Source organism: Amycolatopsis sp. NPDC104775 (genome assembly GCF_055583325.1).
The window spans coordinates 582252-609200 of record NZ_JBVJOE010000004.1 but is presented as its reverse complement, the minus strand read 5'-3'; the positions used below and the strand labels follow the sequence as shown (position 1 = coordinate 609200).

The following is a 26949-nucleotide window of genomic DNA, read 5'->3' as shown; positions in this document are numbered from 1 at the left end:
GCCTGGGAAGCCGCAGAGCAGCGCACCGCTGCGGAGCGCGCTAGGACTTCTCCGCGCCGCGCACACCTTCAAGCAAGCGACCGGGACCCTGCGGCCCGTCCCCCGACTCGCCGCCCGCGCGGAACTCCGTCGCGAAATCAGCCGCGCCGAGCACCGCGCTCGCGCGGGCGGTGATCCGGTCCACGTCCACCCGCTCCGCGGCGGGCAGCGGAGCCCCGACCCCAGCCCGGGCGGCCGCGGCAGCGCCCAGCAGGCGCGCGGCCTCGCGGGCGGCACCGGCCAGGGCGTGGGCGCCCGCCAAACCTTCCAGTGCCAACGCGATCGCTCGCGGGTCTCCCGTCCGCTGAGCGATTTCGTACCCTTCCTGCTGCCGTAGCAGCGCGGTCTCCGGATCATCGCGCAGTTCGGCGACAAAACCGAGTTCCGCGAGGATCAACGTATTCCCCGGTTCGAAATCGACCTGCCGGTTCCATGCGAGCAGTTTCCGCAAATGCTTCTCGGCGAGATCGAGGTCGCCTTCGCGCCGGGCACCGAGAGCCAGCCCGGTCAGTGCGTACATTTCCCCGGGGGTGAAGCCGTGTTCCGCAGCGACCTCACGGGCTCGGTGATGCAGTTCGCGGGCGGCGGCATAATCCTTGCGCAGCAAGGCGACCCGGCCCAGCCACGACAGCTGGTACGACGCTTCCGGCCACAACCCCAGCTCCTCGGCGATCCGCAGCCCTTCGGCATAGCCAGCCTCGGATCGAGCGTAATCCCCGGAAAGCGTCCCTAACGTGCCCTGCGCGAAAATCGCCTGCAGCTGGCCCCATTGGTCGCCGATTTCAGCGAACAGGTCCGCGCAGCGATCGGCGTGCCGTCTCGCTCCGGCGATATCGCCTCTCGCCAGTGCTTGGCTCGCCCGGTCGCCGCTGGCCGCGGCGATTCCCCATTGGTCGCCGGAGGCTTCGAAGGCGGCGAGGGCGTCCAGGGTCAGCGGTTCGGCTCCGGGCAGATCGGCCACTGTGGACAGTGCGTAGCCGATGAACCACTTGGCCCGGGCGCTCAGCGGGAGTTCGGCCACGGGACGCCAGTCGGGGCGTTCGCTGGCGAGGATGCCGAGCGCGGTGAGCGTCGCCTGTGCTTCCGTGCGCAGGTCCGGGTCGCCGCCTGGCAGGGTGAGCGCCACGCGCAGGGAGCGCATCGCTTCGGCCATCCGGCCGCGCAGGAATCGGTACCAGGCCAGGCGGTTCGCCAACCGCAGCGCGTCGTCGGCGCTTCCCCATCCGGCCAGGTTTTCCGCCGCGGCACGGAGATTGGGCAGGTCCGCGTCGAGCCGGTGCAGCCAGCGCCGCTGGTCCCGGCCGCGGAGACCGGCGTCCGCCGCACCGGCGAGCTGGACGTAGTACTCGGCGTGCCGACGTCGCGTCTTGTCGAGGTCGCCCGCTTCGCGCAGCCGCTCCAAGCCGTAAACCGCCACCGATTCGAGCAGCCGGTAGCGCGGCACGCCGGTGTTCACGGGCACGACCAGCGAGCGGTCGACGAGCTTCGCCAGCAGACCCAGCACTTCGCCTTCTTCGACGCCGTCGCCCGCGCAGACCGCCTCGGCCGCGTCCAGTGCGCAATCCTCGGTGTGCACTGACAAACGTTGCAGCACAAGGCGTTCCGGCTCGCTCAGAAGTTCCCAGCTCCAGTCGATCATCGCGCGCAGGGTCTGCTGCCGGGCGGGCACGCCGCGGCGAGTGGTGTCCAGCAGGCGGAACCGATCGTCCAGACGGCGCAGCAGCTCCGGTACGCCCAGGGTGCGCACGCGAGTCGCGGCGAGTTCGAGGGCCAGCGGCAAGCCGTCCAGTTTCCGGCAAATCTCGGTGACCGCAGCGGCATCCGCACTGTCCACAGTGTACCCGGTGTCCGCGGCGCGGGCAGTGAACAGCCGCGCGGCGCTGTCGTGGTCCAGCGGCGGCACGGGGAACTGGGTTTCCCCGGCGAGCCCGAGCTGTTCGCGGCTGGTGGCGAGGATCCGCAGTCCGGGCGCGGCGGCCAGCAGCCGTGCGGCGGTCGCGGCGACCGGCTCGATCAGCTGCTCGCAATTGTCCAGCACGATCAGGGTTTCCTTGCCGCGCAAGGATTCGGCCAGCCGCTCGGCCGGATCCGCCTGGGCGGGCGCCGCGGCGTCGCGAATCCCCAGCGTGGCGGCGATCGCCTCCACTACCCACTCGACCGGCGGGCACTGGCTCAGGGCGCACTCGTGCCGGTCCATGCCGGTCAGCTCCACCAGCCACGCGCCCGCGGCGAAGTCGCCGCCGAGCCGGTGCGCGGTCTCCAGGGCGAGCCGGGTTTTGCCGACGCCGCCGGGTCCGGTGAGCGTCACCAGCCGGGATTCGCGGACGAGCGTGCCGACGGCCTGGACAGCGGCGGTCCGGCCGACCAGTTCGGTGAGCGGCACCGGAAGCCGCGGGACGACGGTGATCAGAGCCGGGTCGTGCGCCAGGATCGACCGGTGCAGCGCGGTCAGCTCGGGGCCGGGATCGAGGCCTAGCTCGTCGGCGAGACGGCGGCGGAGTTCGTCGTAGGAGGCCAGCGCTTCGCTTTGCCGTCCGGCCGCGTACAGCGCACGCACCTGGAGCGCGCGCAGCCGTTCCCGCAACGGATGCTGCCGGACGAGGTCGGCGAGTTCCGCGGTCAGCGCGGCATGTTCGCCCAACGCGAGCCGCGCGTCGGCGAGGTTTTCTTGCGCGGCAAGGCGATCCTCTTCGAGCCGTTGGATCACCGGCTGCGCGAAGGCTTCGTCGGCGAACTCGGCGAGCGTCGGGCCCCGCCACAACGCCAGCGCTTCGGTGAGCAACGCGACCTTGGACTGCGGGTCCTCCGCCGTGCTCGCCGCTGTGGTCAACGCGCGGAAGCGTCCGACGTCCACCGCCTCCGGTTCGACCCGCAGGACATAACCGGGAGCTTGGTGCACCAGCGCGCCGCCGGAACCCGGTTCGGCCCGTTCGAGTGCGCGGCGCAGCTGCGAGACCTTCGTCTGCAGGGTGTTGACCGGGTTGCCGGGCAGCTGGTCGCCCCACAGGTCGTCGGCGAGCCGGTCCGCCGACGCCGGACGGCCTTCGTGCACGAGCAGGACCGCGAGCAGGGTCCGGACCTTCGCCTCGGGCACCCGCACCGGCCGTCCGTCGTCGCTGTTCACGGCCAGGGGCCCCAGGATGCCGAATCGCACGAATCCACCGTAACCGCACCCGTGCGCGGACCCGCAGCGAACCGTGCGCGGCGCTGGGCACCGTGGTCGGCAGATCAACGAACTGGAGGGACGACATGTCCGGGAATACGGCCGCGGTGACCGTGCTGGGGCTCGGTGCGATGGGCAGTGCGCTGGCGGGCGCGCTGCTGGACGCGGGAGCGCCGCTGACGGTCTGGAACCGCTCGTCGGACAAGACGAAACCGCTGGTGACGCGGGGTGCGGTGGCGGCGGAGTCGGCCGCCGGGGCGGTCGCGGCGAGCGAACTGGTGATCGTCTGCCTGCTGGACGACGCTTCGGTGCGCGAGGTGCTCGGCACTACCTCGCTGGCGGGCCGGACGGTGGTGAATTTGACCAACGGAACCCCTCGGCAGGCCCGTGAGCTGGCCGAATGGGTCTCGGAACGAGGCGGGACGTTCCTCGACGGCGGCATCATGGCCGTCCCGCCGATGATCGGGCAGCCCGGCGCGTTCGTGTTCTACAGCGGACCCAAGGACGTGTTCGAGACGCACCGCGCGACGTTCGACGCGTTCGGCGGCAGCAACTACGTCGGCGAGGATCCGGGGCTGGCCGCACTGCACGACCTCGCGCTGCTCTCGGGGATGTACGGGCTGTTCACCGGCGTCTTGCAGGCCTACGCACTGATCCACAGCGAGGGGCTGTCCGCGGTCGAATTCGCGCCGCTGCTGAGCGGGTGGCTGACCGCGATGGGCAGCTTCGCCGACCACGCGGCCGTCGAGGTCGACAGCGGCGACTACACCCAGGGCGTCGTGTCGAACCTCGGGATGCAAGCGGCCGCGTTCGACAACCTGCCCGCCGCCGCGGCCGACCAAGGGGTCAGCAGCGAACTGCTCGCGCCGCTGCACCGGCTGCTCGTGCGCCGCGCCGCCGACGGGCACGGCGCGGAAAACCTCACGAGCGTCATCGAACTGCTGAAGAAATAAGGAGAATTACCGTGAACGTGACGATGATCGGCCTCGGCCCAATGGGGCAGGCCATGGTGCGGGCCTACCTGGCGGCGGGCCACGAGGTGACGGTGTGGAACCGCACCGCGAGCCGGGCCGATGGGCTGGTGGCCGAGGGCGCGAAGCGTGCGGCGACCGTCTCCGAGGCGCTGGCCGCGAACGAACTGGTGCTCCTGAGCCTTACTGATTATCAGGCGATGTACGACATTCTCGCGCCGACCGAGGACGCGCTGCGCGGCAAGATCGTGGTCAACCTCAGCTCGGACACGCCGGAGCGGACCCGGGTGGCCGCGGAATGGCTGGCCGCGCGCGGCGCGGAGATGATCGCCGGCGGGATCATGGTGCCCGCGCCGGTCGTCGGCACCGAGGGTTCGTTCGTGTTCTACAGCGGCGCGCAGCCGACCTTCGAACGGATCAAACCGGCCCTGCGCGTAATCGGGCGGCCGGACTACCGGGGTGCGGACCCGGGTCTGGCGCAGCTGTACTACCAGTCGTTGCTGGACCTGTTCCTCACCACGCTCTCGGCGTTCCTGCACTCCGCCGCGCTCGTCGGCACAGCTGGGGTGCCCGCCGCGACGCTGGTGCCGTATGCGACGGAATTGCTGACGCTGGTGCAGACGTCCCTGGACGAGGCGGCGAAGAACGCCGACAGCGGTGTCCATCCGGGCGACCAGGCGAACGCTCGGATGATGGGCGCGACGGCTGACCACATCCTCGCTGCGAGCCGCGACGCGGGGATCGATGTGGCTCTGCCCGCCGCGGTGAAGGAGCACTACGACCGGGCTGTCGCCGCTGGGCATGGGCGGGACAGCTGGACCAGTCTGGTTGAGGTGATTCGCAGCAGGGCGTGAGCGTTGGGGGAAGCGCGGGCGGGGTCTTTCGCCGCGCTTCCCCTCTCCGGCCGCACTGGGTGTTTCACTGTTGCCGGGGCGCGGTTGGCGGTCGCCGCGGCGGGTATTGCGGACCGGGCGGGCGTTGAGGCGGCGGATACTGGCCGGCGGGAGGGCCCACGTGGTAACCGGTCCGCAGCTGCCGAGCGCGCAACCAGTTTCTCAGCGGGACGATGATGGCCAGCCCGGCACCGAGCACCACCACGGAGAGAACGGCGATGATGATGATCGCCCACCAGAATATGTCCACGTCCCCCGCTTCCGTTTCGCCTGGACTGGCCTGCACGGCTCGCCCGTCGGTTTCCCTGAGGATGCCAGGAAGGACGCCTTGCCGCTCGCATCGGGAGCGGCCGCACTCGTCTTCCTCCGCGACGCGCCCGGGCGACGGTCATTCCCCAAGAAGACGATCATCCTTATGGGAACCGTAGAACTCAGCTTGCCGGAGCATGAGCTCGCGCATCGAAGTGTCTCTCGACGCGCCGTAAACAGTGCCGGGGAAGTCCAAGATGCGCTGGAGTTCCCACAGCTCGTCGTGCCGGTCCGGGGAGAAGAGTTCGGCCGGGTCCCCCGCGGCGATCCAGCCGATGGGCAGCACCGCGCCGGGTTCGAGGCGGGAATTGACGTGCAGCACGCTGTTGATCCGCAACTCCGCTCCGGCGCCGGCGACCGAGCCCGGGAACAGGGAGGCCCCGGTCGCCACGAACACCTCGTTCTCGACGACGGCGCCGTTGACATGGGCGTGCGGGCCGATCAGGACCGCGTCCCCGAGTGTCGCGGGATGCGCGGCCCGGCCCCGGACCAGTGCGTTTTCCATGATCACGACGTCCGAGCCGGTGCGGATCTCGCCGTCTTCCGCGGTGAGCACCGCGCCGTGCAGAATCCGGGCCCGTTCGCCGAGAACGACCGCGCCGCACAGCACCGCGGACGGCGCGACATACGCCGATTCAGGGACTACCGGCTTCTGCCCTCGATGTTCGATCAGCATCCGCCCACGCTAGCCCGCCGCGACCGGCCCTACCGCGTCGCGCCGGGCAGACCGGGCAGCAGCTTGTCGAGCGTGATCGGCAAGTCCCGCACCCGCACCCCGGTCGCGTGGTGGACCGCGTTGGCCACCGCCGCCGCGGTGCCGACGATGCCGATTTCGCCGATTCCCTTGCTGCCCATGGGGTTGAGGTGCGGATCGGTTTCGTCGAGCCAGTCCGCGCGCAGGTCTTCGACGTCGGCGTTGGTCGCGATGTGGTACTCGGCGAGGTCGTGGTTGACGACGTGGCCGAACCGCGGGTCGAGGACGCTGTTCTCGTGCAACGCCATCGACAGGCCCATGGTCATGCCGCCGAGCAGCTGCGAGCGCGCGGTGACCGGGTTGACGATCCGGCCGACCGCGAACGTGCCGTGCAGCCGCGACACCCTGACCTCGCCAGTGTCGGCGTCGACTCGCACCTCGGCGAACTGCGCGCCGAACCCGTACATCGCGTAGTTCTTCTCTGCCGGGTTTTCCGGGGTTTCCGCCTGCGCCTCATCGCCGTCGCCGGGGTCGGAGCCGTACTTCTCCCGGAACGCCCGCGCGGCCGCGACCACCGCCGAGCCCCACGACGCGGTTCCAGTCGAGCCGCCCGCGACCGTGGCTTTCGGGAAGGTGGTGTCGCCGATCCGAACCTCGACGGAATCGACGGGTACGTCCAGGGCGTCCGCCGCGATCTGCGGCAGGATGGTCCACGCGCCGGTTCCCAGGTCGGCCGCGCCGATTTCGACGGCGTAGCGGCCTTTTTCGAACCGGACGGTCGCGCTCGACCCGGTCATCCGTTTCGCCGGGTACACCGAGGCCGCGACGCCGCTGCCGACCAGCCACGGCCCGTCGCGGCGGACGCCTGGTCGCCGGTCGCGTTCGTTCCAGCCGAAGCGTTCGGCTCCGGTGCGCAGGCATTCGACCAGGTTCCGGCTGGAGAACGGGAGACCCGTTTCGGGGTCCCGCTCCGGTTCGTTGCGAACCCGCAGGTCGACCGGATCGACGCCGAGCGCCTCGGCGAGCTCGTCCATCGCCACTTCCGGGCCGAACATCCCCGGGCACTCCCCCGGCGCGCGCATCCACGACGGCACCGGGACGTCGAGCTTCGCGAGCCGGTGGCTGGTGGCCCGGTTCCGCGCGGCGTACATCATCCGCGCGGGCGTGGCGGTCTGTTCGGCGAACTCCTTGATCCGCGAGGTCTGCTCGAAAACCTCCATCCGAAGCGACTCCAGCTGTCCGTCGCGGTCGGCGCCGAGGCGGATCCGCTGGATCGTCGGCGTGCGGTATCCGGCCAGGCTGAACATCTGCTGCCGGGTCAGCGCGAGCTTCACCGGACGGCCCGGCACGGTCCGGGCGGCCAGCGCGGCGAGCACGACGTTGGCGTGCGGCATGCCTTTCGAGCCGAACCCCCCGCCGAGGTACGGGCAGATCACCCGGACCCGGTCGGCGGGAAGGCCGAACACCTTCGCCACGGTGGACCGCACCGAGTGCACGCTCTGGGTGGAATCCCACAGCGTCAGCACGTCCCCGTCCCACAAGGCCGTTGTTGTGTGCGGCTCGAGCGGGTTGTTGTGGTACATCGCCGTGGTGTAGGTCTGCTCCACTGTCACGGCGGACGTGGCTTCGAGGTCGCCTTCGCTCGTGTCGGTCGCGAAACTGGGGTTTACCTTGTCCGGCCGGTAAAGTTCGGGATCGTCGGCGGTGAGCCGGGCGTTGAAAGAATCCGTCTCGTACTGCACGTCGACGAGTTCCGCCGCGTGCCGTGCGGTCTCGGACGTCTCGGCCAGGACGAGCCCGATCACCCGGCCGCGAAACGGGATTTCGCAGTCCTGCAGCACCGCTAGCTCGGCGTCGTCGGTGTTGGCGAGCCGTTCGGCGGTGAAGGGGGTGATCAAGCTCTGGACGCCGTCGAGGGCTTCGGCTTCGACGGTGCTCATCCGCAGACAACGGCCGCGAGCGATGGTCGACTGAATCGGGTAGCAGTAAAGCGGTGCTGCGACGGGGTGTTCGTAGGCGTACGGCGCGGTCCCGGTGACTTTCGCCGGGCCGTCGCGGCGGGTGAGCCCGCGTCCGATCGCTCGCGGTTCCAGCAATCCGGTCATCGGTCGCGCTCCTCGGTCAGGTCGCGCAGCACCGCCGCCAGGGTGCGCGCGGCGAGCGGGATCTTGAACGCGTTCCCGCCGTCGAGACCGTCCAACGCCTTGGCGTCCGCGAGTTCGGCGTCGGCGGCCGCGCGGAAGACGTCGTCGCTGGGCCGTGCGCCGCGAAGGATCTGCTCGGCACGCTCAGCGCGCCACGGTTTGTGCGCCACTCCGCCGAAAGCGACCCGGACTTCCTCGATAATATCGTCCGAAATGGACAGTCCAATCGCGACTGAGACGAGTGCGAAGGCGTAGGAGGCCCGATCGCGCACCTTGCGGTAGGCCGACCGGCGCGACCAGGAGGTGGCGGGCAGCGTGATGTCCGTGATCAGTTCGCCGTGCTCGAGGACGGTGTCGCGCTCCGGGTGCTCGCCCGGAAGCCGGTGCAGTTCCGCGAAGGGCAGCACCCGCTCGCCCGACGGGCCAAGCACGTGGACGCGCGCGTCGAGCACTGCCATCGCCACGGCCATGTCGGAGGGATGCGTCGCGACGCACTGCTCGGACGCGCCGAGGATCGCGTGATGCCGCGTGTAGCCGCCGAGGGCCGAGCAGCCGGACCCGGGCGAACGCTTGTTGCACGGAGTCGTGACGTCCTGAAAATAGACGCAGCGGGTGCGCTGCAACGGATTGCCGCCGACGGTGGCCATGTTCCGCAATTGCGGCGACGCTCCGGACAGCAGCGCCTCGGCCAGCACTGGATACCGCTCCCGGACTCGCTGGTCGGCCGCGAGGTCGCTGTTGCGCACGCCCGCGCCGATCACCAGTTCGCCGTTGTCCTCACGGATTTCCGTCGACATCAGACCCGTCACGTCGACCAGGCGATCCGGCTGCGCTATGCCGAGTTTCAGGTGGTCGACCAGGTTGGTGCCGCCAGCGAGGAACATCGCGGACGGCTCAGCCGCCACGGCCCGCACGGCCTCGGTCGTCGTCGCCGGTTTGCCGTACGCGAACGGCTTCATCGCTTTTCTCCCGCTTCGCGAACCGCTGCGACGATCCCCGCGTAGGCACCGCAACGGCAGAGGTTGCCACTCATCCGCTCGGCGATCTCCTCGTCAGTCCACTGTGGAGCGTCAGCGACCGGCTTGGTGACGTGGCTGGGCGCGCCATCGCTGAACTCCGCCAGCAACCCGGCCGCCGAACAGATCTGGCCCGGCGTGCAGTAGCCGCATTGGAACGCGTCGTGGTCCACAAACGACCGTTGCAGCGAATGCAACTCGCCGTCCTCCGCCAGCCCGGCGGCTGTCGTCACCTCGGTGCCGTCGCAGGACAGTGCGAGCGTCAAGCAGGAGAGCACTCTGCGGCCGTCGAGCAGGACCGTGCAGGCTCCGCATTGGCCGTGGTCGCAGCCCTTCTTGGCGCTGTAGTCGCCGAGCTGCTCGCGCAGGAGGTCCAGCAGGGTGCGGCGCGGGTCGACGGTCAGCCGGTGCTCGGTCCCGTCGACGCGCAGCGCGATCGTCCGGCCCGCGCTGGCGGTGTCCGGCCTCGCGATGGTTTCCGTCTCGCCCGGTCGCATACCGCCGCCATACCCGCTCGTCCCGGGCCCAAACGTCCGCGGCAAGTTTCGCGAACACCCCTATCGGCTGTCCGTATCGTTCTGTTACATCCGGATTCGAGAGCAACGACACTCTTGTCCACACCGCCCTGGATACGGTAAAAGCAGCAGGTCACACCGAAAATCCGCAATCCGCAGCGGGCACGTCCGGCAGGCCGCCGACCGGGTGACTCCACGTCGCTAGGAGAGACCTTGACCGCGCTCGCTTCGCCGCCCGCCGCGCTGCCCGCTGTGCGGAGATCCCGCGCCGGGATCGTGGCCCTGGCCGTCTTCGCCGTCGTGCCCGCCGTGCTGGCGTTGTGGACCGCGCTGCGGGCCCCGCGCGCGCACGTCCTGCTCGACTACTGGCACGTCCTCGCGAAGATCACCGACGACCAAGGGCACCTCCTGCTAGGCCAGGTGTTCACCTACCACCTCGACCAGCCCTTCGTGATCCCGTCGCTGCTGTTCTACGCCGACGCCGCCTGGTTCGGCGGCGACAACCGCGTCCTCACCGTCCTCACCGTCGCCCTGATCGCCGGGACCGGCGCCTGCCTGTACTCGATGCTCCCCCGGTCCCTGTCGCCGCGGCGCAAAGCCGCACTCACCGCCGCGATGTCGTGGCTGCTGTTCACCTCGCACCTGGCCGAGATCTGGCTGCAAGGCACCAACGGCATCAGCTGGATCCCCGCCGTCTTCCTCACCGTCCTCGCCGCCTCCCAAGCCCACCGCGGCCGCCTGTGGACAGCCGCGACCGCCGCCCTGCTCGCCAGCCTCAGCTTCGGCGCCGGACTCCCCGCCTTCTTCGTCGTCGCCGCGATCTGCCTGCTCCGCCGCGAAAACCGGGTCAAGACGATCGCCCTGGCCGCCGCCGGAACCGTGATCCTCGCGGGCTGGCTGCTCACCAAACCCAGCGGCGCGCAATCCTTGGCCACCACCGCCCTCGACCCCGACGGCCGCCTCTCCGCCGCAGCGGCCGCCCTCGGCAGCCTCTGGTCCGGCGACCAAGCCGTCATCGCCGTCCTCGCCGGAGCCCTCACCACCGCGCTCCTGGCCGCCTGCGCGATCTCAGCCAGGACCGACCCGCGCGCCGCCGGATGGATCGGCCTCGCCGGATACGCCGCCGCCCTCGCCGCACTCGTCGCACTCGGCCGCACCAGCAACCTGGCACCCGGTGGGAACATCGGCCTCATCAGCCGCTACGCCATCGTCAGCGCGCTCGCCCTCATCGCGCTGCTCGCCCTCGCGACGCTCCTCCGCCCCCAGTGGCCGTTCACCGCCGCGGTCATCGGCATCTGCGCGATCTCCCTGACCACCCACGCCCTCGGCGGCGCCAAAGCCGACCTCACCCGCCGCGCCTACGCCCCGCTCGCCCTCGCCCCCATCGCCCTGCGCACCCACGCCACCGACGTCCTCGACCAGCTCCACATCCAAAGCCAGGTCATCCCCGCGGCGAAAGCCCTCGGCGTCTACCCCTTCACCCCCAACTTCACCCTCGGCTGCCACGGCCCCGAACTCGGCACCACCCTCAACCCCAACACCGCCACCGACCTGCCCGTCGCCCACGGCGTCGTCACATCCACTGGCGGCGCGCTCATCACCGGCTGGACCGACCTCCGCCCCGACTGCGTCCTCGTCACCGACCCCACCGGCACCGTCACCGGCGGCGGAATCACCGGCCTGCCCTCCCCCGCCCCCGGCATCCCCGACGGCAACGCCTGGCAAGCCACCGCACAACCCGGCACCGAACCCGTCACCGTCTACGCCGTCCAAGGCGGACGCCTCTACCGTCTCCACGAAGCCGCCGCCCCGCGCGGCTGAATCGCCTTCCTCCTTCGCCGTCCTTGGTGAACGCCGAGACGGATTCGGTGTCCATTCGGCCAGTACCTCGAAGACTGCGCGCGCTTCGCGCATGACCCCGGCGAGCGACCGGCCGTTGTCAGTCGTCCCGGCTCCGGTAGTCGTCGCGTCCGCTCTTGCCAGGCCGTTGAAACAGACGGATTCGGCTGCCCGGGCCGCTCGCCCGAAACTGGCCAACTCGCCAGCAAAATCGAATTAGGCCGAACAGCGCCGCGCCATCGGACAGCGCGGAGGCGGACGCTCAGCAGCCGTCCGCGCGCGAAGTGCTGCGGCACAACCAAAACCGGCCGTCCGTCCACGAAGGACTGTGATCACTGTCCACAGTGGAGCGTGGACAGATCACCACCGCCACCGCATCCCGTGAATTCCCGGCCCCTGCCCGGTCCGGATGACGTGGACGGGCACGCCGGGCCGCACCCGCACCTCGGCGGTTTCCAGTTCCGGCCCCGCGGGCGAATCCTGGCGGTAGGACACGCATTCCGCGGGCAGCGCCGCCGGATCGAACCGCACTTCCAGCAGGTGTTCCGCGATCGGCAGCCGGAAGCGCCGGTCGTAGCGCGAGTCGGGCTCCTCGTCCCGGAACGCGAACCGGTACTCCACGATCGCCGTCTCGCCCGGGGCCAGCGGATGGTCCAGCACCAGCTCCGTCACCGAAAACGCCTGCTCCGGCGCCGTCCGCACGATGCCGGGGCGGCAGTACCGCGCCGACACCAGCTCCGGCGACTGCCCGGGCGTGAACCCGCGCAGCGCCACGATCCGGACGAACGCCGGTTCGTCCATCGCCCGCAGCACTTCCCGCACCTGCAGGCCGCGCATCCGGCCCCCGGCGTCGACGTGCAGCGTCTCGTGCACGCTGACCGATTCCGGCGAAGAGTCCTCGAACGAGTTCAGCACCATCGGAAGCAGGCTGCGGTTCTCCCACAACCGGTCCCACCGCGCCGCCCGCGGAGCCGGGCCGCCGGTGCGCGGCCGGTCCAGCAGCGCGCGCAGCGCCCCCGGCGGCACGTCCAGCACCGCTTCCAGCAAAGCCAGCGCCCGCAAGGATTCCGGCCGCTCCGGACGGCTGCGGCCGGTGCGCCACGAGCTGAGCGTCGTCGTGCTGACCGGCGCGCCGGACGCGGCGAGCCGTTCGCGCAACCGCGCGAGTCCCAGGCCGCTGCGCTCGATCGCCAGCGTGAGGGCGCGTTCGAACGGCCCCTCGGCCAGCGCTTGAGCCAGCTGCTCCCGGGCCGGAGCCGGGGCGAACAACCGCATTTCGCCTCTCCTGGAAAAAACGGACCGTCCGAGACGGATTCTCGGCATCCGTTCACCGGTTGGCAACCCGCCGAAAGTCGCGTCGCCGCCGCTTGCCCGCGACCGGCGCTTCGGCGGATTCCGCCGTCCGGCCGCGCTGCTTACGTTCGGAAGCGTCCCCATCGGCAAACCTGTTCCCCAAGGAGCGACATGCGCGCACTCACCCGGGCCCTCGCCGTGCTGACCGGTTCCTGCGCGGTGCTCGGCGCGTTCGCCGTGACCCCGGCGTCCGCGACCACCGCCGCACCCGCCGCCCAGCCGTCGATCATCGGCGGCAGCACCGCGCAGAACCCCGGCTACATCACGCGGTTCAACGGCCACGCCAACGGCTACACCTTCTTCTGCACCAGCACGCTGATCGGCAGCCGCTGGGTTCTGACGGCGAAGCACTGCATGTACGACAACAACGGGCAGCGCCTCACCGACATCGACCTGTACATCGGCTCCAACAGCGCCAGCGGCGGGGTGCACGCCAAGGCTGCCTCCACCTACGTCTACTCCGGCGGCGACCTGGCTCTGATCAAGCTGAACACCGACGGCGGCAGCACCTTCGCCCGCCTCGCCAGCAGCTCCGACGACGCGCAAGAGGGCGACAGCGCCACCGTGTACGGCTGGGGCGCGACGCAGAGCACCGACGAGGGCCATCACCAGTCAAGCGTGCTGAAGAAGGCCCAGGTCACCATCTCGAACACCCAGGACAGCGACAACGCCGGCGGCCCCGCGATCACGGCGAGCACCCCGAACGGCGCGGTGGCGGGCGGAGACTCAGGCGGCCCGATGGTCGACGGCGGCGTCCAGGTCGGGGTGTGCTCGACGAGCGACCGCTCCAGCGTCACGACCTACGGCAGCGTCGCCGCGGGACGGGACTGGATCCAGCAGGTCTCCGGGGTCTGATCGACGTGGCCCGCGCCGGAGGGAATGTCCGTTAGTGCGCGATCCTTCCGGCGCGGGCCAGCCTCAGCCGGGCTTCTCCAACGCCACCACCTGCCGCAACCTCGCCGACGGACGCGACTGGATCCAGCAGATCTCCGCAGTCTGACCGGCATGGCCCACGCCGGAAGGAATCTCCGTCGGCGCGCACCCCTTCCGGCACGGGCCAACCTCAGCCAAGCTTCTCCAACGCCACGACCCACCGCACCGTCGCCGCCGGACGCGACTGGATCCAGCAGGTCTCCGGAGTCTGATCGACGTGGCCCGCGCCGGAGGGAATCTCCGTCAGCGCGCACCCCTTCCGGCGCGCACCAACCTCAGCCGAGGCTCTCCAGCGCCTTCTCCGCCGACCCAGCGTCCTTCTCGATCCCGCGCCACGGGTCCTCCTTGCGCGCCAGCCTCCGGTGCAGCTTGTCCGGTCCCCAGCCGTTCGGCTCGGCCTTGCCGAGTTCCGGCCAGTCCAGCGGGGTCGCCGAGGCCGCGCCGGGGCGGGCGCGCAGGGAGTACGGGGCCACGAAGGTCTGGGCATAGCCGTTGCGGTTCGCGTCGACGAAGATCCGGTCCCCGCGCTGGTCCTTGCGCTGGGCGGTGGTCAGGCGGTCCGGATCGGCGGCCGCGACGCGGTCCGCCAAGGCCCGCGAGAGTTCCAGGACCACGTCCGTGGCGGCCGTGGCGTCGAGGGGTGCCACGACGTGGAAGCCGCGGCCTCCGGTGGCCTGCAGATACGCGGCGAGCCCGGCTTCGGCGTACTGGTCGCGGATGCTGCGGGCGGCGGTGCGCAGGTCAGCGACGTCGGTGCCGTCCGGCGGGTCCAGGTCGAGCACCAGCAGGTCCGGCTTCTCCGGTGCGTCCACTGTGGACAGCCAGACGTGAAACTCCACCGTGCCCTGGTCGGCCAGGTACAGCAGGGAATCCTCGTCGTCGCACACGACGTACTCGTCGGTGCCGCCGCCCCGGCGCGGCACGCGTTCGGTGCGCAGCCACGACGGGAAGTGCTCGCCTGGGTGCTTCTGGAACCAGCCTTGGGCCTCGATGCCGTCCGGGTAGCGGCGCAACGTGAGCGGACGCCCGCGCAGATGCGGCAGCATCGCGGGCGCGACCGTCCGGTAGTGCTCGACGACGTCGCCCTTGGTGAGCCCGTCGGCGGGGTAGAAAACCTTGTCGGGGTGGGAAATCTTCACGGGCGCTCCCGGATCACGTCGGCGGGCTTCTTGTCCTCGCGCAAACCGGCGAACCGCGGATGGCGCAACCGGCCGTCGCGGGTCCACTCGGAGAAGCCGATCTGGGCGACCAGTTCGGGCCGCACCCAGTGCGTACCCCGCTCCCGCACCGGATCGGCGAACGGCGAGCGGTCGGTCTCGCGCCGGGCCAGCTGCGCGTGCAGCGAGGTCAAAAGCTGGTGGTCGAAGCCGGTGCCGACCTTGCCCGCGTACCGCAACTGCCCCTTCTCGTGGTATCCCAGCAGCAGCGCGCCGAAGCCGTGGCGGCTGCCCTGCGGGGCGGTGTACCCGCCGATCACCAGCTCTTGCCCCTGCTGGCACTTGAACTTCAGCCAGTCCGGCGAGCGGCCGTGGTGATACGGCGCGTCGGCGCGTTTCGCGATCACGCCCTCCCAGCCGCGGCGGCACGCCTCCTGGAAGAACTTCTCCCCCTCGGTGTTGCGGTGCGCCGACAGGCGGAGCGGGTCGTCGAAGACGAAGGCGTCGCGCAGGATCGACTTCCGCTGGCGCAGCGGGAGCGACGTGGTGTCCTGCTCGTCGTAGTACAGAAGGTCGAACAGGTAGTAATACACGCGCACGCCGGTCGCTCGGGCGCGCTCCGGATCGGTGAGGTGGATACGTGGCTGGAGGGCGGAGAAGCTGGTCTGGTCGCCGTCGAACGCGACGATCTCCCCATCCGCGACGAACCGCAGTCCCCCTTGCGCGGCAAGGGCTTCCACGATCTCGGGATACGCGTTGTCCATCGTCTTGCGGTTGCGGGAGTACAGCGTGGGAGTCCCGCCGTCGCGCACGCAGATCGCGCGCACGCCGTCGAGCTTGCGCTCGTAAATCCAGCCTTCGTCGGAGAAGCGGCGGTCGGTGAGCGTGGCGAGCGTCGGCTCGCGCCAGCCAGGCCCGGTCGTCCCGGTCATTCGAGGTCCCGGTTGGTACGGCCGGAAAGCACGGATTCGAGCTGGGTTTTCGCGGGTTTGCGACGACGGTCGGCACCCTCGTCGTCCTTTTTGATCAGCAGCCACTGTTCCTTGCCGGACGAGCCGCGACGGATCAGGGAGAAGGCGCCGCGCAGCTTCTCGCCATGCAGAAAGACCTTGAGATGGCCGTCTTCGAGGGCTTGTTCGGCCGAGTCTTCGGTGAGCACGTCGAAGGTGCCGGTGTCCCACACGATCACGGTGCCACCGCCGTACTGGTCCGCGGGTATGGTGCCCTCGAACCGGGCGTAGTCGAGCGGATGGTCCTCGGTGCGGATGGCGAGCCGCCGGTCCGACGGGTTCAGCGACGGGCCCTTCGGCACCGACCACGAGACGAGAACGCCGCCGATCTCCAGGCGGAAGTCGAAGTGCAGGCTGCTCGCGTCGTGCCGCTGAACGACGAACACCGGTTCGGTGTTCTCCCGGCCCCCGTGCGGCTCCGGCGTCCGCCGTGGGTCACGCTTGGCGCGGTATTCGGCCAGCCGGTCCTTCGAGGACATCCCATCACCTCCGACCGCCCGGATGCCCGGGCGCCGGGGGCGTGAAACGTCGCGCGCGCTTCGGGTGAGTGAAAAGACGGACAGCGGGAACCCGCACCGTATGACGAAGGAATTCCGCGAGGGCGACCGCGTGCGCTGGGACGCGGGCAACCAAAGCTCGACCGGCGTGGTGGAGAAGAAGATCACCAGCGACACGGAGGCGGGCGGCCGCAAGGTCAAAGCGTCCCCGGACGACCCGCAGTACCTGGTCCGCAGTGAGAAATCCGGCAGGACAGCGGTGCACCGGCCGGAGGCGATCCACCCGGCCTGACCGGCCGGGGCCGCTGTTTACCGCCGCGGGCAGCGGGTAAACGGACTCTCGACCCCGTTTCCGACCTGTGAGCGCCCCGATGACCGGTTTTCTTTCGCCCGAACAGGCCACCAGCCCGTCCGGCCAGTTCTTCACGCCGTTCTCCGGCCAGGCCGCGCCCGTCGGCCGCGGTTGCCCGGCCGACGTGGCTCGCGGCCCCGTCGCGGACCGTGCGGGCGCGTGCCGCACCCTCGACAGCCTCCGGCAGGACCACACCCCGGCACCCGCCGAGTACGGCAAGGACCGCACCGCCTGCGACGACCGGATCTACCCGGTGATCAGCCGCGACGACGAGAGCGAACAGACCGTCGAGGTGCTGTCCCCCCGCACCAGGAACAACCCGGCGCTGATCGGCGAGGCAGACACCGCAGTCCGCGTGGACGGGCTCCGCTTCGATACCGCAGCGGCCGCCTGAGGTGCCCGCCCTCCCGGTCCTGTTCGGCGTCGCCGGGCTCCTCGCGCTCGCCGCGGCCGTACTGCCGAAACTGGTCGCCGACCGGCCGTTCTCGACCCCGCTCGTGATGCTGCTCGCCGGGCTGCTGCTCGGCCTGCTGCCCCTGCCCCGCCTCGGCGATTGGGCCTCCCCTGCCGAGCACGCCGACGCAGTGGAGTCCTTCACCCAGCTCGGGATCGTGCTCGCTCTCGCGGGCGCCGGCCTGTCCGTGGACCGGCCGTTCGGGCTGCGCAGATGGATGTCGCCGTGGCGGCTGCTGTTCGTCGCGATGCCGCTCTCGATCGGGGCGGTAGCGCTGCTCGGCTGGTGGTGGCTCGGCGTCGCGCCCGCCGCCGCGCTGCTGCTGGGTTCCGCGCTCTCCCCGACCGACCCGGTGCTGGCCGGCGACGTCGGCGTCCCGGCGCCCGGCGCGGACCCGGATCTGGCGCGGGACAACGAGATCCGCTTCACCCTGACCACCGAAGCGGGCCTCAACGACGGTCTCGCCATGCCGTTCGTCCTGATCGCCCTGCTGCTGGCCGGAACGCACGTCTCCATCGGCACCGACGTGCTGCTGCCGCTGCCGATCGGAGTGCTGACCGGCCTCGCCGTCGGGCGGCTGCTGGCGTGGACGTTCTTCCGGATCCCGTCGTCCCGCTTCCGGCTGGCGGAATATTCCGACGGATTGGTCCTGCTGGCACTGGCCTTCCTGCCGTTCGCGGCGGCGGAACTGCTGCACGGCAACGGTTTCCTCGCCGTTTTCACCGCGGCGGTATGCGTGCGGACCAGCGAACGCTCGCACGGCTATCATGAGGTGCTGCACACCTTCGGCCGCCAGCTCGAACGGCTTTTCGTCGCCATCACACTGCTGGGATTGGGCTTCGCCCTCGGCGACGGCCTGCTGCGCGGCCTCACCGCGCTCGAAGTCCTCTTCGCGGCCGTCGCGGTGTTCGTCGTCCGGCCGCTCGCCGGGATCGGTTCCCTGCTGCGCTCCCCGGCCCGCGGCCGCGCCGCGCTGGCGATCGCGTTCTTCGGCGTGCGCGGAATCGGAACGCTCTACTACCTCGCCTACGGACTCCACCAGTCCGACCTCCCCGGCGCGGACCAGCTGTGGCGGATAGGCGCGCTGGGAGTGGCGTTTTCCGTGCTGATACACGGGATCCTGGCCGCGCCGGTGATGCGCCGGGTCGAAGAACAGAGGGCGCATCTGCCCCGGAGCCTCCCGGGCGATACCGGGTAGTTCGCTTTTCTGGCAAGGAAAACGGCTTACCCCATCGGGTTACGGAAATCCCGGTCAGGCACTCGCGGCCCGACACGATGGTGGAACGAAGTGGAAGCGGGTCGCTTTCCGCCAGTAGGTTTCTCGACGCACCCGGGCGGACAGGACGCCCTGCCTGCCCGACGCGATCGTCGATCCCGCTAGGAGCACACCCCCATGGTGAAGAAACCCGGTCCCGCGACGGGCACTGTCGCGACCGGCGTTCTGCTGTCCGCCAGGTCCCGCGGCGGGTCTTCCGTGCCGCGCGACTGCACTGGCACGCCCGGGCTGCGCGGTGCCGACGTGGATGCGCTTGCCGCCCGCCACGTACCCGACGGCGTCGCGGTTCGCTGCCCGGGTGAGCGGCGAGCAACGAGCGAGTTCCCGGGCACCGGCGGCGGCACCATGAACACAGTCGCCCGCCGCTCACCCCACGGCGCCGGTGTACCGGTCCGCCACTCCGGCACACACAAGACAGCGGCCGGGTCCCCGACAACCCGCGACATCGCAGCGAACGCAACCGCCGCCCGTCGATCATCCGACGATGCAAGCACACCAGCCCGCCACCCCAGCGCGCACCAGGCATCAGCCGAGCCCAAGACACTCTCGGCACCACCACGAACCCACCCGACGGCACCAGCACACCGGCCCGCCACCACAGCACGCACCACACAACGGCCGAGTCACCGAACACCCGCGGCACCACCACGAACACACCCACCACCCGCCGCCCACCCCACGGCACCACCACCCCAGCCCGCCACCCCCGCACCCACCAGGCGGCCGAGCCCCCAGACACCCCGCACCCCTGATCCTCCGCGACTCGGCCGCGCGCGCAAAGCGTCCGAGCCGCGGAGTCCGGTGGTTCGCCTCCGCTCCGCCCCCGCCCAGGCCGGGACCTGCCCGACATTCCCGGGCCGGCCCGGGTGGGCCGCGGTGCGGAGGCGACCCCGGCGCGGGCGGGACCGGTGCAGCACTGCCCAGGGGCGCACCGGCCCCGCCCGGAGAACGCCCCGGCGTCCTCGAAAACCCGGCCGCCGCGCGGGATTCGCCGCGGCCGGTCCCCCCGTTCCTCCCGCCGAATCGCGGCGGGTTGTTGTTGGCAAGGAGTTCTACCAGTGATCAAGCAGCTCGGTTTCGTCGCCACGGCTCTCGCCGCCGGAATGGCGATCCTCGGCGGGTCGGCTTCCGCGGCCGAGGCCACCGTCGCGGACGGGCCGACCGGCCAGGGCGACGGCCAGATCGGTCTCGGCAACGTGCACAGCCTCGACGCGGTGCACAACCTGAACCTCGTCGGCGGAGTGTGCGACAACAACGTCAACGTGCTCGGCGTGCAGGTCCCGGTCCGCGACGTGGCGCAGGGCCTCAACGTGCCGGTGCTGTCCCCGGGCGAGAACGGCGCCGCGGGCAAGACGCCGTACAACTGCGCTTCCGGTGCCATCGTCGACGGAGGCACGACTCAGGGCGACTGACGAACGCGTGATCGCGGCCGCCGCGGGGAGCATCTGCCCCGCGGCGGCCGCTTCGCGGGCTCCAGTCCGGTTGTCTGGTGTGCGAGGGATTTCGGTGAACCTGTCGCCTGATACGACGCGCCGTCCGCTGTCCGTCGGTGTCGAACGCGAGCAGTCAGTCGTCACCGTGACCGCGGTGGGCGAAGTCGACCGGCGCACGACGCTGGTGTGGCGCGAGGCCTGGAGCGGGCTGTGGCGTGCCGGAGTGCCCGCGCCGGTCGTGCTCGCGGACCTCACCCAGGTCACGTTTTTCGGCTCGAGCGGCATCGTCGTGTTGCTGGACGTCCTGGAGAAGGTCCGGAAATCCGGCCTTACCCTGGTGGTCGCGGCTTCCCGTCCGGTCCGGCGGTCGTCGCAGATCACCGGGATCGACTCGCGGGTCGCGCTGTGCGACTCCCTGGACGAGGCTCGTGCCCGCGCGGGCCGGGCCGGAAGGCGGCGCGACCACGTCGCGCACTGGGACCCGGCGTCTCGGCCGGGCGGCGACGCGAGCCCGGCGGAACTCCTCCGGTGCCTCCGCGCCGAGAACGAGCAGCTGCGAGACGCCCTCGACCGCCGCGTGGTCGTGGAACAGGCCAAAGGCATGGTGATGGCGCACCATCAGGTCACCGCCGACGAGGCGTTCGAGCTGCTGCGCCGGCTTTCGCAGCACACCAACGTGCGGATCCGCGACCTCGCCGCGCAGATCGTCGGCACCGCGGTCCCCGGGGCGAGCGTCAGCCGAGCTGCGGGACATCGCCGGGAAAACTGATCGGCAGCCGGTACAGGCCGCGAGCCTGGCGTCCGCCGTTGAGCCAGCCGTGGAAATAGATGTTCCCGTCGACCACGTCGGCGCCGCCCGGGCCGTCGACGGCGCCGCCGAGCCGCTCGGTGGAGAGAAACGGGGCGTCTGCCTTCACGAACGCGCCCGCGAGAGTCGGTGCCGTGGCGTACCCGGTGTGGTAACCGGAGCTCTGGAACGTGTCGGCGGAGTAGAAAAGCACGTACCGGGACGGGGTTTTCACCATCGCCGGCGCCTCGACCACGTTCTTCTCCGAACCGAGGTCGGCGCGGAGCAGTTCCGTGCGGGGCCCGGAAAGCGTCCGCCCGTCCGGGCTCAGCTTCTGCGACCAGATCGCCGCCGGCGGACCCGAAGCCGCGCCGTTCGCTTTGTACAGCAGGTACCGGCTGCCGTCGGATTCGAGGAAGGTGTGCGGGTCGATGTCGCCGTCGTCCTCAGGCACGCAGACGAGCGGCTCGTCGCCGTCCGGCCGGTACGGGCCCGCGGGCCGGGCGGAAGTCGCCGTGCCGACGCACATCGGCCCGTTCGGGAGGCGAGACGCGGCGAAGTACAGCACGAAGGTCCCGTCCGCCGCCGCGGTGACGTCCGGTGCCCAGAACCCGCCGTCCGGTTTGGCCCATTTCGGCACGGAGGCGAGAGCGTCGCCGACGATCCGCCACGGGCCCTCCGGAGCGGGCGCGCTCGCCATCGGGATCTTCCCGGAACCGGTGCTCGTCGAGAACGCGAAGTAGCCCGAAGCGGTCTTGACGACCTCGGGGTCCGGGAAGTCCTGTCCCAGCAGGAGCTGAGGTGCGCTGGCCGCCGACGCGGGCGGGCAATGGGCGAGGCTCAGGAGAACGGCGGCGAGCGCGGCGCCAGCCCGGCGGAAGGAAAACATGTCACGATTGTCGTTGGCCGCTAACGGCATCGCCGACTGGCGGCAGGCCCGCCACTGGAAGGGTGGACGCCCGCGTCCCGATCCGGTGAATCGCGCGGAAACATCTGTCACCCTCGCGTGCAAGCCGGTTTACCTTGCCGGGAAAGGGATTTCCCAGGTGGACTCCGGTTTTCCGGGACCGCCGCGGGAAAGGGCGGGCACCCGGGCGGGCGGATCGCTTGCCGCGGCCCGCAATTCGGGCCGGGCCGGGGGTAACGTCAGTCCGGCCGGGTGCCAAGCCCGGTCGTCCTAGCGCTCGTTCGCGGCACCACGTCATTCATTTCGGGCGCTTTCCCCTTTGGAAAGGAAACGAACTGTCATGTCGATGAAACGGACGTTGCTGTCCGGGCTGGTCCTCGCTCCGCTGTGCCTCGCCCTGCCCGGGACCGCGGCGGCCGCGGCCGGCCCCGTGTCCCGGGGCGAACCGCTGCCGCTCACCACCGGCTGGTGGCCCAACGGCTCCAGCAGCGACGAGGAGTCGGCCGTGTTCGCGGGCGTCGGCGGCGCCGGCGTGCTGCACCACGAGTCCGGTTCGGACGAATGGGGCCACCGGTGGAGCAACCACGACGCCAGCCTCGCGGGCATCGGCGGTGCCGCCGTGCTGCACGGGTCGCACGAGTCCTGGGGCGGCGGGCACCAGGACTGGCCGACCCAGGACACTTTGGGCGGCCACGAGTCGGCTGCCGTCGAGGCTTCGCCAGTCCGTCACACCGCGGCCGAGGATGCGGCCCCGGCCGTGACCCCGGTCAAGGCCGCCCCAGTGACGCCGGCCAAGAAGGCGGCCGTGCGCACCGTTCACTCCGTCCCGGTGCACGCGATCCGCGAGTCGGCGCCGGCCGTTCGCGGCGGCGACGATGACGACTACCCGGCCGGCAACGGCGCCGGAGCGTCGTATCACGCCCAGGCCGCATCCGCCGGTCCGGAAGGCGCGAACTCGGCGCAGGTGAGCAGCCACGCGGGCCGCGACCACGCCTGGTACAGCGCTTCCGAATTCGGCGCGGGCCCGGAGGGTGCCAGCTCGGCTGGAGTCGCCGCGCTCGCCGTGCCTGGCGCGGCGGGATACCGGACGTGGGATGTCGCGGCCGGTGCGACGGGCGCCTACAGCCACTCCACCCACGCCGCGGCGTGGGACGACAACGACTCTGACCTCGACTGAACCTGCTCGCACGAATCGGAAACCCGGCGAAGGGCTGGTGCGGAAGCACCAGCCCTTCGTCCTGTCCGCCGCCGCTCGCGCCCGGAGCGCACCGAGCGCCTCGCGATTCCGGTGCGACCGGTCGAATCGTCAGCCGGACGTCGCCGCAGCTCTTTTCCGAGGTCCCCGGCTCGCCCTCCGCCAGTCGAGCGAGTAGTCACCGGAGTTTTTCACCGAGGGTAACCATTTACCGCCACAGGACCCGTCGATCGTGAAGTTTCTTCCTCGATAGAGCTGGGTAACCAGAGCGATTTCCCGCCGAGGAAAAAGACACTCTTCGGAATGCTTTCCAGGAAAACAATCGCTTTCTCCCGGACCGCTCGGTAATGTCGGGAGCGCCAGGAGCGAACCGACCCCGAACCGGTTCGCTCCTGGCACTGGGGATGCGACACCGGCCGTGCCGGAGAGGAAGAACGGCGGGGAATCCGCCGGGCCGTTCTCGACGCGGAGGAGACCGTGGTTCAGAATTGAGGTGAGTCACCCCGGCCTTTCGCCGGATCTCGTGGCCACACCAGTCCTTATCAGCGTTTTCCGCAGTCGGCAAGAGTGGCATCGGACGAGTCGCGGAGCATCGAGCTGTCCGCGGTTTCCCTTGCGGCGACCCGGGTTCCGCCGTTGCTGGAGCGTCAGTACTATCGGCGGCGGTTCAGCCAGGAGCCGTGGAGGACGCGCCAGCGAGGCGGGTTCGCCCCCGGCTGTCCTCCCTTGTCAATGCCCAGCATTTTTTAGCGCGGGCGGACCTTTCGCGTCCGCTCGCCGACTCGGGGGAGGAATGGACAGTCATCTGACGATCGGCGCCCCGGGCGCCACGTACACCCCGCGCCTGGTGGCCATCACCGGCGATCGGCTCATCCACCCGGCCGATCCGCGCAACGACCTCGCGCGGATCGTGGTGCGCTGGGCGCGGGCGTGGGTCCCGGAAACCTGGGCCGCGCGCCAATATTTCGCTTCGCTGGGCATCGGGGACGACGAGGCGCCGCGCTACACCGACCGCGACGTCGCCGGCTGGCTGCTGCTCCAGCCGCAGCAGGGGTCGCTGGCCTCGCGGGTCCGCTCGTGCGAACTGGACGTCGCCACGGCCCTCGCGGCGGAAGCGGAGGCCTGGCCCGCGTAGCCGCCGATTCGCGGAAAGCTCCGCGCCGCCGAACACGGCGGCGCGGAGCACTTTCTCGTGCTTGGAATATTCTTCTTCCGAGGTGCGCTGCCCGCATTTCCCGAAGCGGCGTCCCGGCGATCGCGGGGAAACGCGGATTGTTGGCCAGAATGCAATAACGACGCGGATAACCCGAACGGGATCATGTCTCTCGGTCAGCGGCCCGGCAGCCGACACGATGGTGGCATGAAGTGGCAATAGCCCCTGGTTGTCAGTACGTTTTGCTCATCCGGTCGCGGAGCACACACCTTCATTGCCGCGGCCGCTGACGCAATCGTCAGAGTGCGCGGCCGGCGAAGCCGGTCGCGAAAATCCCAGAGGAGTTCTGAATGCTGAAGAAGATCGGTCTCGTGTCCACGGCGATGGCGGCCGGCGCGTTCCTGTTCGGCGGCATCGCGGCCGCCGCTCCGGCGGAGGGCCACCACCACGGCCAGCACGGCGACGGACCCGACCAGGTCGGCTTGGTGAACCTGAACAACACCGACGTGCTGCACAACGTCAACGGCACGCTCGGCCTGTGCGGCAACGACGTGAACGTCCTCGGCGTCCAGGTCCCGATCCGCAACTCGCTCAACGGCATCGGCGTGCCGATCCTGTCGCCGGGCGAGAACCACGCGGCGGGCGAATCCCCCTACAACTGCGCCTCGGGCGCCGTCGTCGACGGCGGCACCGTCCAGGGCGACTGAGTCTCCTGCCAGGCCGCCCGCTGTGTGTGCGGATAGCCGGCCGAGGCATGGAGTCCGACGGTTCGCGTCAGCGCCCTGAGGTGCACCCGGAGCGCGGGGAGAGCTGCACACTCCTGCTCCGCGCCCCGGGTGTCCCCGGCGCCTTGCGACGTCGGCACGGGTGGGACCGGTGACCTGGCTGAGGCAATGCCGGTCCCACCCGGCGTACTCGACACCGTAACCCACTTCCGCCGTCCCGGCGCTCAATGCCCGGGACGGCACTCTTTTGTGCTGGCCCCTCCGGATCCCGGCGGCAGCTCTTCCGCAGCTGGCAGCACTCGGCTTCCGGACCGGTTGTCCGAGCTGGCTGCCCTTCTGGTGCTTGTCTCGCCTCGGTTACCGTGGTGCCCGGTCAGCCGCATACGGCCGCCGATCAGGACGCCGCGGATCGGACCGACTGTCCGAGCTAGCCGCCGTTCTAGTGCTTGCCCGGCTACCGCAGTGGCCCGATCAGCCGCACGTGGCCGCTGATCAGGAGACCGCGGGGCAGACCGACTGTCCGAATTGGCCGCCGTTCTGGGTTTGCCTCGCCCGGTTACCGCGGTGCCTGATCAGCCGCACACGGCCGCCGAACAGGGACACTGCGGACCGGACCGGCAGTCCGAGCTGGCCGCCCTTCTAGCGCTTGCCTGGCCCCGATTACCGCAGTGTCCTGATCAGCAGCATGCAGCCGCCGATCAGGACACCGCAGACCGGACCGGCAGGCCGAACTGGCCGCCCTTCTGGTGCATGTCTCGCCCCGGCTACCGCAGTTCCCCGATCAGCCGCACACGACCGGCAATCAGGACACCGCGGAGCGGCAACGGCGCCGCCCGGGAGCAGGGCGATCATCGGCGATCAAGCGAAGGTGCGCGGCCCGCCACACCGTGCACCGCGCCCGGCCGAACCATCGCCGTCCGGAGCAGGTGCGGCAGTGGCCGCGCTCGTCGGGTTCGTGCGCGGCCAGCAGATCCCGCCACGCACCGGTCAGCTGGGGAATCACCGTATCGGCCAAAGTGGACTTCGACGGGTCGTCCACTTTGGCCAAGAGGGTGTCGACGTAGTCGAGGCGCTCCCGCACGGCCGCACGCAGCGCCGAGTCCAGAACTTCGTCCACGATCGTCTCCCCGCTTCGCCAGCGGCCTCAGGCCCCCGGCGGAGTGCGCCGCGGCCCGGCGGGCGGATACGTGTTCACGGGCGGACTTTGCTCCGGAGCGGCCGGATACCCCGACATCGCACCGGGTTTGGGTCCCCGGCGCGCCAGGCCCGCGAGACCGACAAGGCCGAACAACCCGAGCAGGCCCCACAAGCCATTGTTGCCGTTGTCGTGATCGTCGTGGTTGGCACCGTTGTCGCCGGTGTTCTGAACGGGCACCGGCTGCGCGGAATCGGATGCCGTTACGGCGGCCTCGGCGCTCCCCGCCGCGAACAGCGGGAGCACGGCTGCGGCACAGAGAGCGCAGACCTGACGGCGTACTTGAGCAGTCATCGGGAATTCCCCTTCCGGAAAATGCGGGTGAACTGTCCGCGGCGGTCCTGGACCGTCCGCGCGGCCGAAGCGGCCACGTGCCGAGCCGTCTCGCGCAGCCGCCGGACCGGCCTCTTCTCCTGATCGGCGGATTCACCGACGGCAGAAGCCGGTTGCGGCTCTTCGGCAGATTCCGCCGGAGCGGCCACATGCCGAGCCCTGTCACGCAACCGCTGCACCGGCTCCTTCTCCTGATCAGCGGATTCACCGACGGCAGAAGCCGGTTGTGGCTCCTTTGAAGACTCCGCCGAAGCGGTGCCATCCCGAGTCGTCTCACGCAACCGCCGAACCGGCTCCTTTTCCCGACCAGCGGAGACGCCGACGGCAGAAACCGGTTGCGGCTCCTCGGGCGACTCCGCCGAAGCGGCCACGTGCCGAGCCGTCTCACGCAGCCGCCCCACCGGCTCCTTTTCCCGACCAGCGGAGACGCCGACGGCAGAAACCGGTTGCGACTCCTCGGAAGATTCCGCCGAAGCGGCCACGTGCCGAGCGCTCTCGCGCAACTGCCGGACCGGCTTCTCTTCCTGACCAGCGGAGACGCTGGCAGCGGAAGCCGGTTGCGGCTCCTTGGAAGACTCCCGAACTGCCTCTGCGACATCGCCAGTG

At 70.5% G+C, this 26949-nt stretch carries 24 protein-coding genes; 12 read left to right on the top strand and 12 right to left on the bottom strand.

From position 1 onward, the window contains the following. Window positions 1–40: 40 nt before the first annotated feature. Entirely contained in the window at window positions 41–3193 is a 3153-nt protein-coding gene (locus ACZ63D_RS21465; RefSeq protein ID WP_465356084.1) for an AfsR/SARP family transcriptional regulator, read from the bottom strand. A 95-nt stretch (window positions 3194–3288) separates the two neighbouring features. Here ACZ63D_RS21465 and ACZ63D_RS21460 point away from each other — a divergent pair, with 95 nt between their 5' ends. Then, entirely contained in the window at window positions 3289–4155 is an 867-nt protein-coding gene (locus ACZ63D_RS21460; protein ID WP_465356083.1) for an NAD(P)-dependent oxidoreductase, read from the top strand. A 23-nt stretch (window positions 4156–4178) separates the two neighbouring features. Further along, complete coding sequence (locus ACZ63D_RS21455) at window positions 4179–5027, top strand: NAD(P)-dependent oxidoreductase (protein WP_465356303.1); 849 nt, start codon at window positions 4179–4181, stop codon at window positions 5025–5027. Between the two features lie 427 nt (window positions 5028–5454). On the opposite strand, the gene ACZ63D_RS21450 is transcribed toward ACZ63D_RS21455, so the two are convergent. Genes ACZ63D_RS21450 through ACZ63D_RS21435 form a run of 4 tightly spaced genes read right to left on the bottom strand, consistent with a single transcriptional unit; the run spans window position 5455 to window position 9726 of the window. Beyond that, a complete protein-coding gene (locus ACZ63D_RS21450) occupies window positions 5455–6051 on the bottom strand; it encodes a gamma carbonic anhydrase family protein (protein ID WP_465356082.1) in 597 nt (198 codons plus the stop codon). 29 nt (window positions 6052–6080) lie between these two features. Then, window positions 6081–8174: a xanthine dehydrogenase family protein molybdopterin-binding subunit gene (locus ACZ63D_RS21445; protein WP_465356081.1), complete on the bottom strand. Its 2094-nt coding sequence runs from the start codon at window positions 8172–8174 to the stop codon at window positions 6081–6083. Next, entirely contained in the window at window positions 8171–9172 is a 1002-nt protein-coding gene (locus ACZ63D_RS21440) for an FAD binding domain-containing protein (RefSeq protein WP_465356080.1), read from the bottom strand. The genes ACZ63D_RS21445 and ACZ63D_RS21440 overlap by 4 nt, the downstream gene beginning before the upstream one ends. After that, a complete protein-coding gene (locus ACZ63D_RS21435) occupies window positions 9169–9726 on the bottom strand; it encodes a (2Fe-2S)-binding protein (RefSeq protein WP_465356079.1) in 558 nt (185 codons plus the stop codon). The genes ACZ63D_RS21440 and ACZ63D_RS21435 overlap by 4 nt, the downstream gene beginning before the upstream one ends. Window positions 9727–9957: 231 nt before the next feature. Between ACZ63D_RS21435 and ACZ63D_RS21430 the strand changes: the two genes are divergently transcribed. Next, window positions 9958–11565, top strand: a complete 1608-nt coding sequence (locus ACZ63D_RS21430; RefSeq protein ID WP_465356078.1) for a DUF2079 domain-containing protein — start codon at window positions 9958–9960, stop codon at window positions 11563–11565. A 378-nt stretch (window positions 11566–11943) separates the two neighbouring features. Here ACZ63D_RS21430 and ACZ63D_RS21425 read toward each other — a convergent pair whose 3' ends face one another. Then, window positions 11944–12858 carry a hypothetical protein gene (locus tag ACZ63D_RS21425; protein WP_465356077.1) on the bottom strand — a complete coding sequence of 305 codons (915 nt, stop codon included), beginning with the start codon at window positions 12856–12858 and terminating at the stop codon, window positions 11944–11946. A gap of 189 nt (window positions 12859–13047) precedes the next feature. On the opposite strand from ACZ63D_RS21425, the gene ACZ63D_RS21420 reads away from it, so the two are divergent. After that, window positions 13048–13791, top strand: a complete 744-nt coding sequence (locus ACZ63D_RS21420; RefSeq protein ID WP_465356076.1) for a S1 family peptidase — start codon at window positions 13048–13050, stop codon at window positions 13789–13791. A 353-nt stretch (window positions 13792–14144) separates the two neighbouring features. On the opposite strand, the gene ligD (ACZ63D_RS21415) is transcribed toward ACZ63D_RS21420, so the two are convergent. The 3 genes from ligD (ACZ63D_RS21415) to ACZ63D_RS21405 are packed head-to-tail and all read right to left on the bottom strand — an operon-like array spanning window position 14145 to window position 16515. Beyond that, complete coding sequence (ligD, locus tag ACZ63D_RS21415; protein WP_465356075.1) at window positions 14145–15008, bottom strand: non-homologous end-joining DNA ligase; 864 nt, start codon at window positions 15006–15008, stop codon at window positions 14145–14147. Beyond that, the gene (ligD, locus tag ACZ63D_RS21410; RefSeq protein WP_465356074.1) at window positions 15005–15958 is read right to left on the bottom strand and encodes a non-homologous end-joining DNA ligase; all 954 of its coding nucleotides are present in this window, start codon (window positions 15956–15958) and stop codon (window positions 15005–15007) included. The genes ligD (ACZ63D_RS21415) and ligD (ACZ63D_RS21410) overlap by 4 nt, the downstream gene beginning before the upstream one ends. Continuing rightward, window positions 15955–16515, bottom strand: a complete 561-nt coding sequence (locus ACZ63D_RS21405) for a DNA polymerase ligase N-terminal domain-containing protein (RefSeq protein WP_465356073.1) — start codon at window positions 16513–16515, stop codon at window positions 15955–15957. Before ACZ63D_RS21405 ends, ligD (ACZ63D_RS21410) begins: the two co-directional genes overlap by 4 nt. Window positions 16516–16615: 100 nt before the next feature. Here ACZ63D_RS21405 and ACZ63D_RS21400 point away from each other — a divergent pair, with 100 nt between their 5' ends. From ACZ63D_RS21400 to ACZ63D_RS21380, 5 genes are all read left to right on the top strand, one after another. Next, on the top strand, window positions 16616–16825 hold the full coding sequence (locus ACZ63D_RS21400; protein ID WP_465356072.1) for a hypervirulence associated TUDOR domain-containing protein: 210 nt from the start codon (window positions 16616–16618) through the stop codon (window positions 16823–16825). Window positions 16826–16904: 79 nt separating this feature from the next. Further along, a complete protein-coding gene (locus tag ACZ63D_RS21395; protein WP_465356071.1) occupies window positions 16905–17279 on the top strand; it encodes a hypothetical protein in 375 nt (124 codons plus the stop codon). Between the two features lies 1 nt (window position 17280). Beyond that, window positions 17281–18537, top strand: coding sequence for a cation:proton antiporter (locus tag ACZ63D_RS21390; protein WP_465356070.1), 1257 nt, complete (start codon window positions 17281–17283; stop codon window positions 18535–18537). 1136 nt (window positions 18538–19673) lie between these two features. Continuing rightward, window positions 19674–20027 carry a hypothetical protein gene (locus ACZ63D_RS21385; protein WP_465356069.1) on the top strand — a complete coding sequence of 118 codons (354 nt, stop codon included), beginning with the start codon at window positions 19674–19676 and terminating at the stop codon, window positions 20025–20027. Window positions 20028–20121: 94 nt separating this feature from the next. Next, window positions 20122–20817 carry an ANTAR domain-containing protein gene (locus ACZ63D_RS21380; protein WP_465356068.1) on the top strand — a complete coding sequence of 232 codons (696 nt, stop codon included), beginning with the start codon at window positions 20122–20124 and terminating at the stop codon, window positions 20815–20817. On the opposite strand, the gene ACZ63D_RS21375 is transcribed toward ACZ63D_RS21380, so the two are convergent. Then, window positions 20783–21724, bottom strand: coding sequence for a glycoside hydrolase family 43 protein (locus ACZ63D_RS21375; RefSeq protein WP_465356067.1), 942 nt, complete (start codon window positions 21722–21724; stop codon window positions 20783–20785). The two genes, ACZ63D_RS21380 and ACZ63D_RS21375, sit on opposite strands and share 35 nt — an antisense overlap. Before the next feature lie 358 nt (window positions 21725–22082). Here ACZ63D_RS21375 and ACZ63D_RS21370 point away from each other — a divergent pair, with 358 nt between their 5' ends. The 3 genes from ACZ63D_RS21370 (at window position 22083) to ACZ63D_RS21360 (ending at window position 24797) form a co-directional block, all read left to right on the top strand. Beyond that, complete coding sequence (locus ACZ63D_RS21370) at window positions 22083–22919, top strand: hypothetical protein (RefSeq protein ID WP_465356066.1); 837 nt, start codon at window positions 22083–22085, stop codon at window positions 22917–22919. An 811-nt stretch (window positions 22920–23730) separates the two neighbouring features. Continuing rightward, window positions 23731–24072, top strand: coding sequence for a hypothetical protein (locus ACZ63D_RS21365; protein WP_465356065.1), 342 nt, complete (start codon window positions 23731–23733; stop codon window positions 24070–24072). Window positions 24073–24440: 368 nt separating this feature from the next. Further along, window positions 24441–24797: a hypothetical protein gene (locus tag ACZ63D_RS21360; RefSeq protein ID WP_465356064.1), complete on the top strand. Its 357-nt coding sequence runs from the start codon at window positions 24441–24443 to the stop codon at window positions 24795–24797. A gap of 820 nt (window positions 24798–25617) precedes the next feature. Here ACZ63D_RS21360 and ACZ63D_RS21355 read toward each other — a convergent pair. Together ACZ63D_RS21355 and ACZ63D_RS21350 are read right to left on the bottom strand one after the other, a co-directional pair. Then, window positions 25618–25932 carry a hypothetical protein gene (locus tag ACZ63D_RS21355; protein WP_465356063.1) on the bottom strand — a complete coding sequence of 105 codons (315 nt, stop codon included), beginning with the start codon at window positions 25930–25932 and terminating at the stop codon, window positions 25618–25620. A 27-nt stretch (window positions 25933–25959) separates the two neighbouring features. Beyond that, the gene (locus ACZ63D_RS21350) at window positions 25960–26304 is read right to left on the bottom strand and encodes a WGxxGxxG family protein (protein ID WP_465356062.1); all 345 of its coding nucleotides are present in this window, start codon (window positions 26302–26304) and stop codon (window positions 25960–25962) included. Window positions 26305–26949 lie beyond the last annotated feature (645 nt).

Excerpts from the sequence above, each read along its gene's own strand:
- ACZ63D_RS21460 (WP_465356083.1), top strand. The coding sequence starts at position 3,289 with ATGTCCGGGAATACGGCCGCGGTGACCGTGCTGGGGCTCGGTGCGATG.
- ACZ63D_RS21455 (WP_465356303.1), top strand. The coding sequence starts at position 4,179 with ATGATCGGCCTCGGCCCAATGGGGCAGGCCATGGTGCGGGCCTACCTG.
- ACZ63D_RS21450 (WP_465356082.1), bottom strand. The coding sequence starts at position 6,051 with ATGCTGATCGAACATCGAGGGCAGAAGCCGGTAGTCCCTGAATCGGCG.
- ACZ63D_RS21445 (WP_465356081.1), bottom strand. The coding sequence starts at position 8,174 with ATGACCGGATTGCTGGAACCGCGAGCGATCGGACGCGGGCTCACCCGC.
- ACZ63D_RS21440 (WP_465356080.1), bottom strand. The coding sequence starts at position 9,172 with ATGAAGCCGTTCGCGTACGGCAAACCGGCGACGACGACCGAGGCCGTG.
- ACZ63D_RS21435 (WP_465356079.1), bottom strand. The coding sequence starts at position 9,726 with ATGCGACCGGGCGAGACGGAAACCATCGCGAGGCCGGACACCGCCAGC.
- ACZ63D_RS21425 (WP_465356077.1), bottom strand. The coding sequence starts at position 12,858 with ATGCGGTTGTTCGCCCCGGCTCCGGCCCGGGAGCAGCTGGCTCAAGCG.
- ACZ63D_RS21420 (WP_465356076.1), top strand. The coding sequence starts at position 13,048 with ATGCGCGCACTCACCCGGGCCCTCGCCGTGCTGACCGGTTCCTGCGCG.
- ligD (WP_465356074.1), bottom strand. The coding sequence starts at position 15,958 with ATGACCGGGACGACCGGGCCTGGCTGGCGCGAGCCGACGCTCGCCACG.
- ACZ63D_RS21405 (WP_465356073.1), bottom strand. The coding sequence starts at position 16,515 with ATGTCCTCGAAGGACCGGCTGGCCGAATACCGCGCCAAGCGTGACCCA.
- ACZ63D_RS21400 (WP_465356072.1), top strand. The coding sequence starts at position 16,616 with ATGACGAAGGAATTCCGCGAGGGCGACCGCGTGCGCTGGGACGCGGGC.
- ACZ63D_RS21395 (WP_465356071.1), top strand. The coding sequence starts at position 16,905 with ATGACCGGTTTTCTTTCGCCCGAACAGGCCACCAGCCCGTCCGGCCAG.
- ACZ63D_RS21375 (WP_465356067.1), bottom strand. The coding sequence starts at position 21,724 with ATGTTTTCCTTCCGCCGGGCTGGCGCCGCGCTCGCCGCCGTTCTCCTG.
- ACZ63D_RS21370 (WP_465356066.1), top strand. The coding sequence starts at position 22,083 with ATGTCGATGAAACGGACGTTGCTGTCCGGGCTGGTCCTCGCTCCGCTG.
- ACZ63D_RS21365 (WP_465356065.1), top strand. The coding sequence starts at position 23,731 with ATGGACAGTCATCTGACGATCGGCGCCCCGGGCGCCACGTACACCCCG.
- ACZ63D_RS21360 (WP_465356064.1), top strand. The coding sequence starts at position 24,441 with ATGCTGAAGAAGATCGGTCTCGTGTCCACGGCGATGGCGGCCGGCGCG.
- ACZ63D_RS21350 (WP_465356062.1), bottom strand. The coding sequence starts at position 26,304 with ATGACTGCTCAAGTACGCCGTCAGGTCTGCGCTCTCTGTGCCGCAGCC.